Origin of the sequence: Kitasatospora sp. NPDC057904, assembly GCF_042887925.1 — a bacterium.
Lineage (GTDB): Bacteria > Actinomycetota > Actinomycetes > Streptomycetales > Streptomycetaceae > Kitasatospora.
Genome location: NZ_JBHVOL010000001.1, coordinates 1,154,611 through 1,169,412, shown reverse-complemented (window position 1 = coordinate 1,169,412; position 14,802 = coordinate 1,154,611). Strand labels below are relative to the sequence as shown.

Annotated in this window: 10 protein-coding genes and 1 pseudogene; 8 read left to right on the top strand and 3 right to left on the bottom strand. The window is 74.0% G+C overall.

All coding sequences use genetic code 11. The features are described from left to right. Nucleotides 1-9: 9 nt before the first annotated feature. The 8 genes from ACFVSN_RS05370 (at nt 10) to ACFVSN_RS05335 (ending at nt 11,560) form a co-directional block, all read left to right on the top strand. Nucleotides 10-3,960, top strand: coding sequence for an amino acid adenylation domain-containing protein (locus ACFVSN_RS05370; RefSeq protein ID WP_387597875.1), 3,951 nt, complete (start codon nt 10-12; stop codon nt 3,958-3,960). An 89-nt stretch (nt 3,961-4,049) separates the two neighbouring features. Beyond that, entirely contained in the window at nt 4,050-5,372 is a 1,323-nt protein-coding gene (locus ACFVSN_RS05365; RefSeq protein ID WP_380441472.1) for an MFS transporter, read from the top strand. 22 nt (nt 5,373-5,394) lie between these two features. Continuing rightward, a complete protein-coding gene (locus tag ACFVSN_RS05360; RefSeq protein WP_380441470.1) occupies nt 5,395-5,577 on the top strand; it encodes an MbtH family protein in 183 nt (60 codons plus the stop codon). A gap of 27 nt (nt 5,578-5,604) precedes the next feature. Beyond that, nucleotides 5,605-6,654 (top strand): LLM class flavin-dependent oxidoreductase, encoded by a 1,050-nt coding sequence (locus ACFVSN_RS05355; protein ID WP_380441468.1) that lies wholly within the window; start codon nt 5,605-5,607, stop codon nt 6,652-6,654. After that, nucleotides 6,651-7,169: a flavin reductase family protein gene (locus ACFVSN_RS05350; RefSeq protein WP_380441467.1), complete on the top strand. Its 519-nt coding sequence runs from the start codon at nt 6,651-6,653 to the stop codon at nt 7,167-7,169. The genes ACFVSN_RS05355 and ACFVSN_RS05350 overlap by 4 nt, the downstream gene beginning before the upstream one ends. Beyond that, nucleotides 7,166-8,845, top strand: coding sequence for an ABC transporter substrate-binding protein (locus ACFVSN_RS05345; RefSeq protein ID WP_387597870.1), 1,680 nt, complete (start codon nt 7,166-7,168; stop codon nt 8,843-8,845). The genes ACFVSN_RS05350 and ACFVSN_RS05345 overlap by 4 nt, the downstream gene beginning before the upstream one ends. A 1-nt stretch (nt 8,846) precedes the next feature. Beyond that, a complete protein-coding gene (locus tag ACFVSN_RS05340; protein WP_380507983.1) occupies nt 8,847-10,367 on the top strand; it encodes an AMP-binding protein in 1,521 nt (506 codons plus the stop codon). Continuing rightward, nucleotides 10,364-11,560: an ATP-grasp domain-containing protein gene (locus tag ACFVSN_RS05335; protein ID WP_380441461.1), complete on the top strand. Its 1,197-nt coding sequence runs from the start codon at nt 10,364-10,366 to the stop codon at nt 11,558-11,560. The genes ACFVSN_RS05340 and ACFVSN_RS05335 overlap by 4 nt, the downstream gene beginning before the upstream one ends. A gap of 74 nt (nt 11,561-11,634) precedes the next feature. Here the strand turns inward: ACFVSN_RS05335 and ACFVSN_RS05330 are convergent, their stop codons facing one another. The 3 genes and pseudogenes from ACFVSN_RS05330 to ACFVSN_RS05320 form a co-directional block, all read right to left on the bottom strand. After that, nucleotides 11,635-12,813, bottom strand: a complete 1,179-nt coding sequence (locus ACFVSN_RS05330; RefSeq protein ID WP_387597867.1) for an alpha/beta hydrolase family protein — start codon at nt 12,811-12,813, stop codon at nt 11,635-11,637. A 121-nt stretch (nt 12,814-12,934) separates the two neighbouring features. Further along, a complete protein-coding gene (locus tag ACFVSN_RS05325) occupies nt 12,935-14,041 on the bottom strand; it encodes a sensor histidine kinase (protein ID WP_387953705.1) in 1,107 nt (368 codons plus the stop codon). Continuing rightward, nucleotides 14,037-14,720, bottom strand: a pseudogene (locus ACFVSN_RS05320) (response regulator transcription factor); the annotation flags it as partial. The pseudogene ACFVSN_RS05320 and the gene ACFVSN_RS05325, both read right to left, overlap by 5 nt. Nucleotides 14,721-14,802 lie beyond the last annotated feature (82 nt).

The following is a 14,802-nucleotide window of genomic DNA, read 5'->3' as shown; positions in this document are numbered from 1 at the left end:
AGGATCGACATGCCGAACCCCGGCGAGATCGTCGACGCCTACCCGCTGACCAGGCTCCAGTCCGGAATGCTGTACCACAGCATGCGGGACCGGGACAGTCCCACCTACCACGACATCTCCGCGATCCGCCTGACCGGCCCGTTCGACGAGGACGCCCTGCGCGAGGTGCTGGCCGGAGTGATCGAGCGCTCCGACGTCCTGCGCAGCGCCATCGACCTGGCGAACTTCAGCCAGCCGATGCAGTTGGTGCACTCCGCCGTGCCGACCCCCCTCACCGTCGAGGACCTGCGCGGCCTCGCCGAGGAGGAGCAGCGGCGCCGGGTCGCGGAGTGGACCGCGCAGGAGAAGGCCACGCCCTTCGACCTGGCCGCCGCCCCGCTGCTGCGGCTGCACGTCCAGCTGTTCGCCGACCGGGACTTCCGGCTCAACCTGAGCTTCCACCACGCGATCCTGGACGGCTGGAGCCTGTCGCTGGTCATCTCGCAGCTGCTGACCGGGTACGACGCCAGGCTCGCCGGTGCCGGTGCCGGTGCCGGTGACGTTGCCGCCCCGGCCGCGCCGGTCACCCGTTTCCGGGACTTCGTCCTGCTCGAACAGGAGGCGCTGGCCGACCCCGTCGCCCGCGACCACTGGACGCGGACCCTGGCCGGCACCGAGTTCACCGGCCTGCCCCGCTTCGACGAGCCGGGCCTGGCCGCCGGCCGGTCGGCCCGGGTGCACGAGGTGCCGTTGCCGGACGGGCTCACGGACGGGCTGCGCGCGGTCGCGGCCCGGGCCAGGGTGCCGGTCAAGGCGGTCATGTTCGCCGCGCACGCCCGCGTGCTGGCGCTGCTGTCCGGCCGGACCCGGGTGGTGACCGGCCGGGTCAGCAACGGCCGCCCCGAGACCGCCGACGGGGACCAGGTGGTGGGCCTGTTCCTCAACACCCTGCCGCTGGTCGCCGAGACGGCCGGCGTGAGCTGGCTCGACCTGGCCCGGCAGATCCACCGCCAGGAGAGCGAGTCGCTCGCGCACCGCCGCTACCCGATGGCCCAGCTGCTGCGGGACCTGGAACGGCCCGAGCTGTTCGAGACCGTCGTCGACCACCGCAACTTCCGCGGCTACGACCTCGCCCTCACCCGGATCGAGATCGCCGGGAGCGAGTTCTTCGAGCAGACGAACTTCCCGTTCACCGCGAACTTCGGCACCGACCCGGTCACCGAGGAGGTCCGGCTGCGGATCAACTTCGACGAGGCGCAGTTCTCCGGGCGCCGGATCGCCGAAATCGGCGGCTACTACGCGGCCGCGCTGGCCGCGCTGGTGGCGGACCCGGACGCCCCGGCCCAGTCCGCCGCGCTGCTCGGCCCGGAACAGACCGACCGGCTGGTCCGCGCCCTGAACGACACCGCGGCCGAGCGCTCCGTACACACCCTGCCGGAGCTGCTGTCCGCCACCGCCGCCCGCCGCGCCGACGCGGTGGCGCTGCGCACCGACCGGGCCGAGCTGTCCTACGCCGAACTGGAGGCCCGCGCCAACCGGCTCGCCTGGCGGCTGCGCGAACTCGGCGTCGGCCCGGACGTGCTGGTCGGCGTCCACCAGGCCCGGTCGGCCGAACTCGTCGTCAGCCTGCTCGCCGTGCTCAAGGCCGGCGGCGCGTACGTGCCGCTGGACCCGAACTACCCGCAGGACCGCCTGGAGTACATGCTCGACGACGCCGGTGCGGCCGTGCTGCTCTGCGACCCCGGGCTGGAGGACGCGCTGGACCCGGCCGGGGCCCGGGTGGTGGCCGTGGACGCCGCCGCCGGGGACGGCTACCCGGCCGAGTGCCCGCCGCCGCTGGCCACCGCGGACCGCCTCGCGTACGTCATCTACACCTCCGGCTCCACCGGCCGGCCCAAGGGCGTGCAGATCCCGCACGGCGCGCTGCTCAACCTGCTGCAGTCCTTCGAGCGGGACCTCGCGATCACCGAGCAGGACCGGCTGCTGGCGGTCACCTCCCTCTCCTTCGACATCGCGGGCCTGGAGGTGTACCTGCCGCTGCTGGCCGGCGCCGAGCTCGTCCTCGCCCCGGACATCGCGGTGGACGGGCCCCGGCTGCGCGAGCACCTGGAGCGCACCCGCCCGACCCTGATGCAGGCCACCCCCTCCAGCTGGCGCCTCCTGGTCGAGGCCGGGCTGCGGCCGGACGAGGGGCTGCGGGTGATCTCCGGCGGCGAGGCCCTGCCCGCCGACCTGGCCGGTGAACTGACCGCCCGCTTCCCGGTGGTCTGGAACGCCTACGGCCCGACCGAGACCACCATCTGGTCCTGCCTGCAGCGCGTGGCCCCGGACCGGCCGGTCGGACTCGGCCGCCCGATCGCCAACACCCGGGTGCACGTGCTGGACGAGCACCTCGGCCTCGTCCCGGACGGCGTGCCGGGCGACCTCCACCTCGGCGGCGACGGCCTGGCCCGCGGCTACCTCGGCCGGCCGGACCTGACCGCCGACCGCTTCCTGCCGGACCCGTTCGCGGGCGACGGCGCCCGGATGTACCGCACCGGCGACGTGGTGCGTCGACTGCCCTCCGGCGAACTGGAGTTCCTCGGCCGCTCGGACCACCAGGTCAAGCTGCGCGGCTTCCGGATCGAGCTGGGCGAGATCGAGACGGTGCTGGCCCGGCAGCCCGGCGTCGGCCGGGTCGTGGTGGCCGCCCGCGAGGACCGCGCGGGCGACCCGCGGCTCGTGGCCTACCTCACCGCGGCGGACGGCGCCGCCCCGGCCACGGCCGACCTGCGCGCCGCGGTCGCCGCCGCGCTGCCCGAGTACATGGTGCCGAGCGCCTTCGTGGTGCTCGACGCCTTCCCGCTCACCCCGAACGGCAAGGTGGACCGCAACCGGCTCCCCGCCCCGGGCCGCGAGGAGACCACCGCCGGGGAGTTCGTCGAACCGCGCACCGACACCGAGCGCGCGCTGGCCGCGATCTGGGCCGACGTGCTCGGGATCGAGAAGGTCGGCGTCACCGACAACTTCCTCGACCTGGGCGGCAACTCGATCTCCGCGCTGCGCGTGGTGATGCGACTGCCGGACATCACCGACGTCGACGTGCCGGTCGCGGCGCTCTTCGAGGGCGGCACCGTGGAGAAGCTCGCCCGGATCGTGGACGGCGAACTCGCCGCCGACCGCGGCGTGGTGGTGCCGTTCCGCTCCACCGGCGGCCGGCCGCCGCTGTTCTTCGTCCACCCGCTGGGCGGCGCCGTGTTCAGCTACGCGGACCTGGTCGACGAGCTCGACGAGGCGCAGCCCTTCCACGGAGTGCAGGCCCCGGAGTACGCCGGTCCGGACGTGCCGCGCCCGGACACCGTCGAGGAGATCGCCGCGCTCTACCTGGAGCACCTGCGGGCCGTCCAGCCCGAGGGGCCGTACCACCTCGGCGGCTGGTGCATGGGCGGCATGGTCTCCTACGAGATGGCCCGTCAGCTCCAGCGGGCCGGGCAGGAGGTGGCCGCCCTCGTGGTGGTCAGCGCCAGCATCGACGACCCGGTGCCGCCGCGCTACACCGTCTCCGAGTCGGCCGCCATCATGGGTGCCTTCGCCCACAAACTGCCCACCACCGAAGCCGAGCTGGAGGCGCTGGACCCGGAGGCCCGGCTGCGCTTCGTGCTCAAGCTGACCAAGGGCACCGCCGACGAGCGCGAGGACGCGGCCAGCGTCGAGGACCTGCGCCGGCTGGTCCGGCTGTACCAGCGCCACGCCCGCGCGCTCATCCGCTACCGGGACACCCCGCGCGAGCCGTTCCGCGGCGACATGCTGCTGATCCGCGCCGAGCACGAGATGTTCAGCGGCTGGGACTTCGGCTGGACCCGCCGGGTCGACGGCCGGCTGCTGATCGACGTGTCGCCCGGCAACCACTTCTCGATGCTGGAGCGGCCCAACGTGCCCAAGCTGGCCGCCCGCATCGAGGCCGCGCTCGCCGGCGAGCCCGCCGGAGACGTCTCCGTCTGACCCGCCCCCCGGCCGGCCGCACGGCCGGTCCGCGCCCGTCCGGCCGGCCGGGGCGCCGAACCCACCACCGCACCCTGAGGAGCCCCACCATGTCGACCGCCGCCGCCGAGGCCGCACCCGGTTCCGGGGAGGAGGAGGCCGCACCCCGCCCCAGCCTGTGGCGCAACGCCGACTTCACCAAACTGTGGATCGGCCAGTCGGCCTCCCTGTTCGCCGCCCAGATCAGCGAGTTCGCGCTGCCGCTGACGGCCGTGCTCGCGCTGGCCGCGAGCTCCCAGCAGGTCGGCCTGCTGTCCACCACGGTCAGACTGCCCTACCTGCTGGTCTCGCTGTTCGCCGGCGTGCTGGTCGACCGGGTCCGCCGGCGCAACCTGATGGCCGCCGCCGACCTGGGCCGGGCCCTGATCCTCGGCCTGGTCCCGGTGCTGTACGCGATGCACCGGCTCGGCATCGGCTGGCTGTACGTGCTCGGCTTCCTGGCCGGCTGCTGCACCGTCCTGTTCGACGTGGCCGCGCAGGCCTACCTGCCCCGGCTGGTCGACCGCGAGGACCTGGCGGCCGGCAACTCGGCGCTGGGCAGCAGCCAGTCGGCCGCGACCATCGGCGGCCCGGCGATCGGCGGCGTGCTGGTGCAGTGGCTGAGCGCACCGCTCGCGGTGGCCGCCGCGTCCGTCTCCTACCTGCTGTCGGTCCTGAACATCTGGCTGATCCGGCACCGGGAGCAGCCCGCCGAGCCGACCGGCGACGGCGGGGCCGCCGGCACCCTGCGCCAGGTGCGGGAGGGGCTGCGCCTGGTGTTCCGCAACGAGCCGCTGCGCACCATGACGCTGATGGCCTCCACCTTCAACCTGTCCTTCACCGCCTTCGAGGTGGTCTTCGTCCAGTACATGCCGCACACCCTGGGGCTGAGCGCGGGCGAGATCGGCCTCGTGATGGCGGCGCTCGGCCCCGGCTTCCTGGTGGGCGCGGTGTTCGCCGGCCGGCTGCCGAAGAAGCTCGGCTACGGCCGGACCATGCTGCTCACCGCGTGCGTGGCCAACCTCGTCATGCCGCTGATCGCCCTGGTGCGCGGCAGCGGACCGGTGGAGACCGGCGCGCTGATGGCCGTCAACTTCGTCTTCGCCTCGTTCGGCGTGGCCAACAACGTGACCATGGTGACGATCCGCCAGTCCATCACGCCGGACTCGCTGCAGGGCCGGGTGGCGGCCACCAACCGGTTCGTGGCCATGGGCATCGCCCCGGTGGGCGCGCTGGTCGGCGGCGGGCTCGGCTCGCTCCTCGGCCTGCGCACCACCGTCCTGATCACCACCCTCGGGTTCTGCCTGGCTCTGATCCCGCTCGGCACCTCCTCGCTGGTGCGGATCAAACACCGCCTGCCCGACCCGATCTCCGACGAACTCCGTTCCCACTGAGTTCCAACCGAAAGGCATTGCCGTGCAGGAGTACCAGCCGGTGCACACCGTCGTCGTCAACGACCAGGAGCAGTACTCGGTCTGGCCCGTCCTCGTCCCCGTCCCGGCGGGCTGGCGCGAGACCGGCTTCCGGGGCGACCGGGCCGCGTGCCTGGCGCACGTGGCCGAGGTGTGGACGGACCTCCGACCGCTCGCCGTCCGCTAGCCGTTCGCACAACCCCGAGGAAGCCCCATGGACTTCAGTCTCTTCTACTTCGCCGACGGCTCGGACGACCCGTCCCGCGGGAGGTACCGCCTCCTGCTGGACGGGGCCCGGTTCGCCGACACCCACGGCTTCGCGGCCGTGTGGACCCCGGAGCGGCACTTCCACCCGTTCGGCGCGCCCTACCCGAACCCCTCGGTGACCGGCGCCGCCGTCGCCGCGGTGACCGAGCGGATCGGCGTCCGGGCCGGCAGCGTCGTCGCCCCGCTGCACCACCCGCTGCGGATCGCCGAGGAATGGGCGGTGGTCGACAACCTGTCGAACGGCCGGGCCGGCATCTCCCTGGCCTCCGGCTGGAACGCGGTGGACTTCGCGCTGCGGCCCGAGGGCTACCCGGAGCGCAAGCAGGCCGTGCTGGACACCGTCGACGCCCTGCGGGCGCTGTGGCGCGGCGAGCCGCTGCCGGTGGTGGACGGCGCCGGGAACCCGGCCGAGGTGCGGGCCTTCCCGCGGCCGGTCCAGCCCGAACTGCCGGTCTGGGTCACCAGCGCCGGCGGGCCGCAGACCTTCGAGGCCGCCGGGCGGGCCGGTGCGGGCGTCCTGACCCACCTGCTGGGCCAGGACTTCGACCAGCTCGCCGAGAAGATCGCCGTCTATCGCAAGGCGCTGGCCGCCCGGCCCGGCCACGACGGCCGGCCCGGACACGTCGTGCTGATGCTGCACAGCTTCCTCGGCGAGGACCCGGAGCAGGTCCGCGAGACCGTCCGCGAGCCGTTCACGCAGTACCTGAAGAGCTCCTTCCGGCTGATCGCCCGCTCCGCGACCAGCCTGCTCCAGGGCTTCGACGTCGACAAGCTCCGCGAGTCGGACGTGGACTTCCTGGTCCGCCGCTCCTTCGACACCTACTACGACTCCAGCGGCCTGTTCGGCACGGTCGAGCAGGCGTCCGCGGTCGTGGAGCGGGCCAGGGCCGCCGGCGTCGACGAACTGGCCTGCCTGATCGACTTCGGCATCCCGGACGAGACCGTCCTCGCGGGCCTGGAACACCTGGACCGGCTCCGGCAGCGGAGCGCCGGATGAACCGGACCGCGCCGGACCCGGACGCGTTCCGCAGCGTGGCGGGCCGCTTCGCCACCGGCGTGACCGTGGTGGCCACCCGGTCGGCCGACGGGCCGTTCGGCATGACCGCGAACTCCTTCGCCACCGTCTCGCTCGACCCGCTGCTCGTCCTGGTCTGCGTCGGCCACAAGGCCCGGATCCGCGAACACCTGCTCGCCACCGGCGCCTTCGCGGTCACCGTGCTCGGCGCCGGGCAGCAGGCCACCGCGCGCCGCTTCGCCGACCCCCGGCGGCCGCTCGGCGCGGCCGCCTTCGCCGACGACGCCTGGGCGCCGGGGCCGGCCACCGGCAGCCCGGTGCTGCTCGACGGCGCCGGCTGGTTCGACTGCACGGTCCACGCCGTCCACCCGGCCGGCGACCACGCGATCGTCGTCGGCGCGGTCCAGGCGATCGGCCGCCCGCCCGCCGCGCAGCCGCTGGTGTTCTCCGGCGGCGCCTTCCACACCACCGCCCCCGCACTGGAGATACCCGCATGACCTCCGACGCCATCGCCCGCGACCCGGCCGCCTCCCGGGGCCCGGCCCCCGCCCAGCCCGGCGCCCGCCGCGGCGGCACCCTGCACATCCTGCGCGACGCCGCCTACGACCACCTGGACCCGCAGCGCAGCTACACCCTCCAGTCGATGGCCGTCGGACACCTGCTCTTCCGCACCCTGACCATGTTCCGCGAGGACGGCGCCGGCGGCCGGGTGCTGGTCGGCGACCTCGCCGAGACGCCCGGCCGCGACGTCGACGGCGACGGCCGCACCTGGGAGTTCACCCTCAAACGGGGCGTCCGGTTCGAGGACGGCCGCGAGGTCACCGCCGCCGACGTCGCGTACGGGATCGCCCGCTCGTTCGCGCCGGAGGTCTCCGACGGCCCGACCTACCTGCGCACCTGGCTCGGCGAGAACGGCGACTACCCGGGCCCGTACGCGGCCGGCCCCGCCGACGTGCCCGGCCTGGAGACGCCGGACTCCCACACCCTCGTGTTCCGCTTCCGCGAGCCGCACCCCGACCTGCCGTTCGCCGCCTCCCAGGCGGTCACCGCGCCCGTCCCGCGCGACGCCGACACCGGCGCGGACTACGACCTCGCCCCGGTCGCCAGCGGCCCGTACCGGATCGCCGAACACGTCCCCGACAAGCGGATCACCCTGGAGCGCAACCCGCACTGGGACCCGGCCACCGATCCCGTCCGGCACGACCACCCCGACCGGATCGAGATCGAGCTCGGCGTCGGGAGCGGCGAGCAGAACCTGCGGGTCAGGGACGAACGGGGCCACGACGCCCGGGCGGTGGCCGAGAACAACGCCCCGCAGGCGGTCGGTGCGCAGCTGCTCGCCGACCCGTCCCTGGCCGGCCGGCTGCGCCGCGACCCGACCCCGCTGATCTGGTACCTGGTGATCAACACCGCCCGGGTCACCGACCCCGACGTGCGCCGGGCCGTCGCCCGCGCGGTGGACCGCGTCGGCGTCCGCGCCGTCATGGTGGGCGACACCCAGGGCGAACCGGTGCACACCATCCTGCCCGCCGCCACCATCGGCCACCGCGACTACCCCGACCCGAACCCCGGCGGCCCGAACGGCGACCCCGCGGCCGCCGCGGAGCTGCTCGCGGGCCGGACGCCCGAGCTGAGGCTGCTCAGCCGGGACGGCGACTACTTCCTGGCCGGCAGCCGCGCGCTCGCGGACAGCCTGGACCGGGCCGGGTTCCGCACCGAAGTGGTGGAGATCGACCGGCCCTCGCACAACGGCGCCCTGAAGACCCGCGGCAACCCGTACGACCTCTACATGATGTGCCTGGCCGCCGACTGGCCCGGAGCCTCCACCCTGCTCGGCGCCTTCGACGGGCGGACCATCGGCCCGAGCGGCAACGACAACACCAGCTACCTCGCCGATCCGGCGGTCGACGCCGAGATCGAGCGCATCGGCCGGCTGCCCGCCGAACCGGCCGCCGGCGAGTGGGCGGCCCTGGACGAGCTGCTCATGCGCGACCACGTGCCGGTCGTGCCGCTGTTCTCCTACGTGCACCTCGCGCTGCACGGCTCGCAGGTGGGCGGGGTGTTCACCTCCTCCTTCCTCGGCACCCCGGTCTACTACAACGCCTACGTCACCGACACCGGTGTCCCGGACGCCGATGTCACGCATGCCGACGTCACCGCCCTGGAGGACTGACATGGCCGACCAGCCCACGCTCTACGAGCGGTTCACCGCGACCGCGCGGCGCCATCCCGAGCTCAGCGCGCTGGAGGTCGGCGACCGTCGGCTCGGCTACGCCGAACTCGCCGAGCAGGCCCGGCTGGCGGCCGTCCGGCTGGTGGCCGGGTGCGCCGGCCGTACGCCGCGCCGGGTCGGCGTGCTGGCCAACCGCAGCGTCGCCGCGTACGCCGGCTACCTGGCGGTCCACCGGCTCGGCGCCACCGCCGTCCCGCTCAACCCCGGCTTCTCCGCCGACCGGCTCGCCGCCGTCGCCGAACTGGCCCGGCTGGACGTCGTGCTGAGCGAGGCGCCGGCGCCGGGCCTGCCGGTGCCGGTGGTGCTCGCCGACGCGCCGGCGGACCCCGCGGACCAGGCGCCGGTGGGGGCGGCCGGGCCGGACGACATCGCCTACATCCTGTTCACCTCCGGCTCGACCGGCACGCCCAAGGGGGTGCCGGTGCTGCAGCGCAACGTCTCGGCGCTGCTGGACCACGTCATCCCGCGGTACGAACTGGGCCCCGGCTGCCGGCTGTCGCAGACCTTCGACCTCACCTTCGACCCGTCGGTGTGGGACATGTTCTCGGCCTGGGGCTCCGGCGCGACCCTGGTCGTGCCGACCCGCAGCGAACTGGTGCGCCCCGCCCGCTTCATCGCCCGGCAGCGGATCACCCACTGGTTCTCGGTGCCGTCGATCATCAACTACGCGCACCGGCTGCGCGACCTGGCCCCGGACAGCATGCCCAGCCTGCGCTGGAGCGGATTCTGCGGCGAGCGGCTGACCGTGCAGCAGATCGACCTGTGGCGCCGGGCCGCGCCCGGCAGCCTGCTGGAGAACCTGTACGGTCCGACCGAGACCACCGTGATCTGCACCGAGTACCGGCTGCCCACCCGGCCCGAGGAGTGGCCGTCCCCGGCGAACGGCACCGTCCCCATCGGCGAGCCCTACCCCCACCTGGACTTCCTGGTCCTGGACGAGGACGGACTCCCGGCGCAGGAGGGCGAGTTGTGCATTCGCGGGTCGCAGCGATTTCCCGGCTACCTCCAGCCCTCCGACAACCCCGGGCGCTTCGTCTCCTTCGACGGGACCCGGGCGGTGATCCACCAGGAGGAGACGGTGGGCCCGGAGCTCTACTACCGGACCGGGGACCGGGTCGCGGTGAGCGGCCACGGCCTGGTCCACCTCGGCCGGCTGGACCAGCAGGTCAAGATCCGCGGCCACCGCATCGAACTCGGCGAGGTGGAGGCGGCCCTGCGCGCACTGCCGGGCGTCACCGACGCGGTGGTGCTGGCGCTGCCCGACGCCCACGACGAGCTGGGCCTGGAGGCCTGCTACACGGGCGGGGAGCAGGATCCGGTGGCGCTGCGCTCGCTGCTCGGCGACCTGCCCCCGTACATGGTGCCGCGCGGCTTCACCCACCTCGACGCGCTGCCGCTCAACCCCAATGGCAAGACCGACCGCCGCGCCCTGGCGGCCTCACTCACCGAAGGTGTCCGATGAGCATCGTCCTGGTCGGGGCCGCCCCGATCCTCGAAGGCTACCTGCGCGCGGCGGAGCGGCTCGGCCTGGAGATCGCCCTCGTGGAGACCGCCGCGCGGGCCGCCGAACTGCGCGAGCGGTACGACTGCATCACCGCCACCGCCGAGGTCGACCCGGCGGCGACCGGACGGGACGACGGCTGGATCCGGCCCACCGCCGAACTGGTCCGCCGGGTGCGTCCGGAGGGCGTGGTGGCCTCCTCCGAGGTGCACGTGCTGGCCGCGGCGATGGCCCAGGAACAGCACCGCCTGCCCGGTCCCGGCCTGGACGCGGCGGCCATCTCCCGGGACAAGAGCCAGCAGCGCTTCCGGTTCGCGGCCGCCGGTCTGGCCAACCCCGAGCACCTCAAGACCCCGCGGCTGTCGGCCGCCACCGAGTGGGCGGCCGGCCGTCTGCCGGTCGTGGTCAAGGCGCTCGACCGGGCGGGCAGCGAGGGCGTCGAGCGGGTCGCGACCCCGGCGGAGTGGGCCGACGCGGTCGCCCGGCGGGACACCGAGGGCGCCCTGCTGGTGGAGGACTACGTCGAGGGCCAGGAGTACAACTGGGAGGGGCTGGCGGTCGACGGCCGGGTCTGCTTCGGCAGCCTGACCCGCAAACTCACCACCAACGCACCGGACTTCGTCGAGCTCGCGCACTTCGCCGGGCACCAGCGGACCGACCCGGAGCTCGGCCGCGCCGCCGACGCGCTCGGCCAGGCGGTGGCGGACGCGATCCGGATGCGGACCGGGATCATGTTCGTCGAGTTCCGGACCAGGGGTACCGACCTGGTGATCATGGAGGTCGCGGTCCGGGCCCCCGGCGACCACTGCATGGAGGCGACGTCGATCGTGGCCGGCACCGACCTGTTCGCCGACGTGCTCACCCTCGCCCGGGGCGGCACGTTCCAGCCGCCCTCCGACGTCGCCATGCACCACGCGGGCAGCTGCTTCGTGACGGCCGACCGGACCGGCGTGCTGAAGTCGGCCGGCGAGCACGAGTGGCTGGCCTGGCCCGGCGTGGTGCGCGGCGGCGTCAACGCCGAACCGGGCGCGGTGGTGGGGCCGCCGCACTCCTCGCAGGAGCGGATCGGCTGGGCGATCCTGGACTGCGCCACGCCGGAGGACCTGGAGCGCACGGTCGACCGCTTCCTGGCGGTCCGCCCGACGCTGGCCTGATCGCAACGCTCGGGGCGCGGAGCGGAGGCTGTTTCCGCCGAGGGGCGGAGACAGCCTCCGGTCAGGGGTGCCGGTCAGGGGTGCTGGAAGGACACCTCCGGGTTCGCCGCCGACGGGCCGTCGAGCAGGGGCTCGTGGAGGCCCTTCAGGGTCTGGTCGAAGAAGGCGCCGACGTACTCCCGCGTCAGCTGCATCCCGCGCTCGGGTGAGGTGGTCGTGCCGGGAGGGAGCGGGAGGCCGGCCTCGGCGGCCAGGACCGGGACGTCCGTGAAGCTCGCGTGCGTGGTGCCGGCGACGGCCAGCCAGGGCTTGTAGCCGTCCCAGCCCGCCCAGGCCTGCCCCCACGACGGGTCGCCGCTGCCGGCGGAGTGGTCGCTCTGCTTGCCGAGCAGGAGGAACGCGCGTCCGTCGAGCTTGTCGGTCGGGACCGGCGGGAAGAAGGATCCGTCCATGTTCACCCCGGCGAGGATCCGCTCGTCCGCGGCCATCGCGTTCAGCGTCGACGCGCCGCCGATCGAGTGCCCGGCCATGCCGATGCGGTCGCGGTCGATCAGGTGCGCGAGGCGCCAGACCGGGTGGTGCCCGGTGAGCCGGTCCAGGACGAACGACACGTCCTTCGCCCGGCTGTCGGGGAGCGAGTCGGGTGCCCCGCTGTCGCACAGCGCGCACCCCGGGGTGCTGCCGTCGGCGAGCGTCTCGCCGGAGTCCTCGTAGGTGTGGCCGACCAGGGCCACGACGTACCCGCGGCTCGCCAGGTCGGCCGCCAGGCCGGTCAGCGTGGCGTGGGGGTTCTCGAAGCCGGGGGAGAGCACCACCAGCGGGTGCTTCCCGCCCGCGGCCTTCGCGCCGGTGTACGCGTAGGTCTTGGTGTCGACGAGGTCCTGCGGCCGCAGACCGGTGCCCGGCGGCACCCGCGTCGCGAGGAAGTTCTGCGCCTCGCCGGGGGTCATGTACGGGGCGGCCTCCCCGGTGCCGGGCCGGGCCGGGTAGAACATCGACACCGTCAGCTGCCGCGGCCCGGCCGCGGGCACCCACGGATCGGTGCGGTCCGGGTCGGTCAGGTGCAGCACCTCCTCGCCGGCCGCGAACGGCCCGGTGGGGCGGGGGAGTTCACCGTGGAAGGCAGCGCTCGCGGAGGCGGGCGCGGAGGTGGCGACGGGCTGCGCGGGCGAGGCCATGGCGGCCCCGGCCAGCGGGAGCGGAAGAGCGAGGACGAGGGCGGTGACGGCGGCTGCGCGGCGGTATCGGTTCATGCCGTTGAGACTAGATTCGGGGCCTGGCCCCCCGAATCCGCCTGCCGATGCAAGTTCTGACGAGCCATCATCTATGCGAATCAGCGGTGTCATCCCTTTGGATGACGACCGGCCGTTTCCGTCAGGCGGCCGCCGCGGGCAGTTCCACCGTGATGTGCAGGCCGCCCCCGGGGCGCGGGGTGAGGGTGAGCGTTCCGTCGTGCGCGCGGGTGATGGAGTGGACGATCGCCAGGCCGAGGCCGACGCCCGCGTGGTCGGTGCGGACGCGGCCGGTGCCGCGCTGGAACGGCTCGGTGAGGGTCGCGACCAGGTGCGGGGAGAGCTGCTCGCCGGTGTTGTCGACGGTGAGCAGCACGACGCCCGGGCGGGTCCGAGTGTCGATGCGTACCGTTCCCCCCTCGGGCAGGTTGTGGACGATGGCGTTGTGCACGAGGTTCACGGTCAGCTGTAGCAGCAGTGCCGGCGATCCGGTCGTGGGGGCGACGGTGCCGGAGGTTTCCAGGGTGATGCCGTGCCGTTCGGCGAGCGGCAGGAGCGTCTCGGCCGCCTCCTCCGCCAGGAGGGACAGGTCGACGGGCTCCCGGGTGAAGGAGCGCTGGTCGGCCCGGCTGAGCAGGAGCAGCGCCTCGGTGAGCTCGATCGCCCGGGTGTTGACGGCGTGGAGGCGGTCGACGATCCCGGCGACGTCCGGGTCGGGGTCGGTGCGGGCGACGTCGAGGAGCGCCTTGGTGGTCGCCAGCGGGGTGCGCAGCTCGTGCGAGGCGTTGGCGGCGAACCTACGCTGTTCGTCGACGTGGGCTTCGAGCCGGGCCAGCATGGTGTCGAAGGCGTCGGCGAGTTCCCGGAACTCGTCCGCGCGGCCCGGCAGTCGGATCCGGTGCCGGAGGGATCCGGTCGCGGCCAGCCGGGTGGCCTCGGTGACGCGGTTCAGCGGGGCGAGCACCCGGCCGGCCAGGAGCCAGCCGCCGACCAGGCCGAACACCAGCAGGAACGCCAGTACGACGGCCGCCCTCGGGGCGAAGACGTGCAGGAGGTTCGACCGGACGGGGAACACCCCGTTGTTGGTCGGGGTGTCGGTGGAGCCGGGGATGAGGAACGCCCGGTCGGGGACGTACCGCAGCAGGAAGAGCCAGACCGCGGCGAGCAGCAGGACGGCGGCGACCATCAGGAACCCGGCGTAGCTGAGGGCCAGTTTCAGGCGGACGCTCGGTCCGGGGGCCGTAACCACGGTCGGCTCCAGTGCTTCCCGTGGCGTCGATGCGGTAGCCGACGCCCGGCACGGTGGCGATGATCCACGGCTCGCCGAGGCGCTTGCGCAGGGCGGAGACGGTGATGCGCACGGCGTTCGTGAACGGGTCGGTGTGCTCGTCCCAGGCCCGTTCCAGCAGTTCCTCGGCGCTGACCGCACCGCCCTGCGCGGCGACCAGGACTTCGAGCACGGCGAACTGCTTCCTGGTCAGCGCGACGAAGCGGCCGTCCCGGTAGACCTCGCGCCGGAACGGGTCCACCCGCAGGCCGGCGAGCTCCAGCACCGGGGGCCGGTTGTGGCCGCGTCTGCGGTCCAGGGCCCGGAGCCGGAGGGCGAGCTCCCGGAGTTCGAAGGGCTTGGTGAGGTAGTCGTCGGCGCCGAGTTCGAACCCGGAGGCCTTGTCGTCGAGCCGGTCGGCCGCGGTGAGCATCAGGATCGGCATGCCGCTGCCGGAGGCGACGATGCGCCTGGCGATCTCGTCACCGGACGGCCCGGGGACGTCGCGGTCGAGGACGGCGATGTCGTAGGCGTTGACGCCGAGCAGCTCCAGCGCGGTGTCGCCGTCACCCGCGATGTCGGCCGCGATCGCCTCCAGCCGCAGGCCGTCCCTGATGGCCTCGGCCAGGTAGAGCTCGTCCTCGACGATCAACACGCGCATCCCCCGATGCTACGAGCCCGCACATATCGTCCGCGTATCGGAAATCGCATACGCCCCGGCAACGCCGACGCCCGTTGACTGG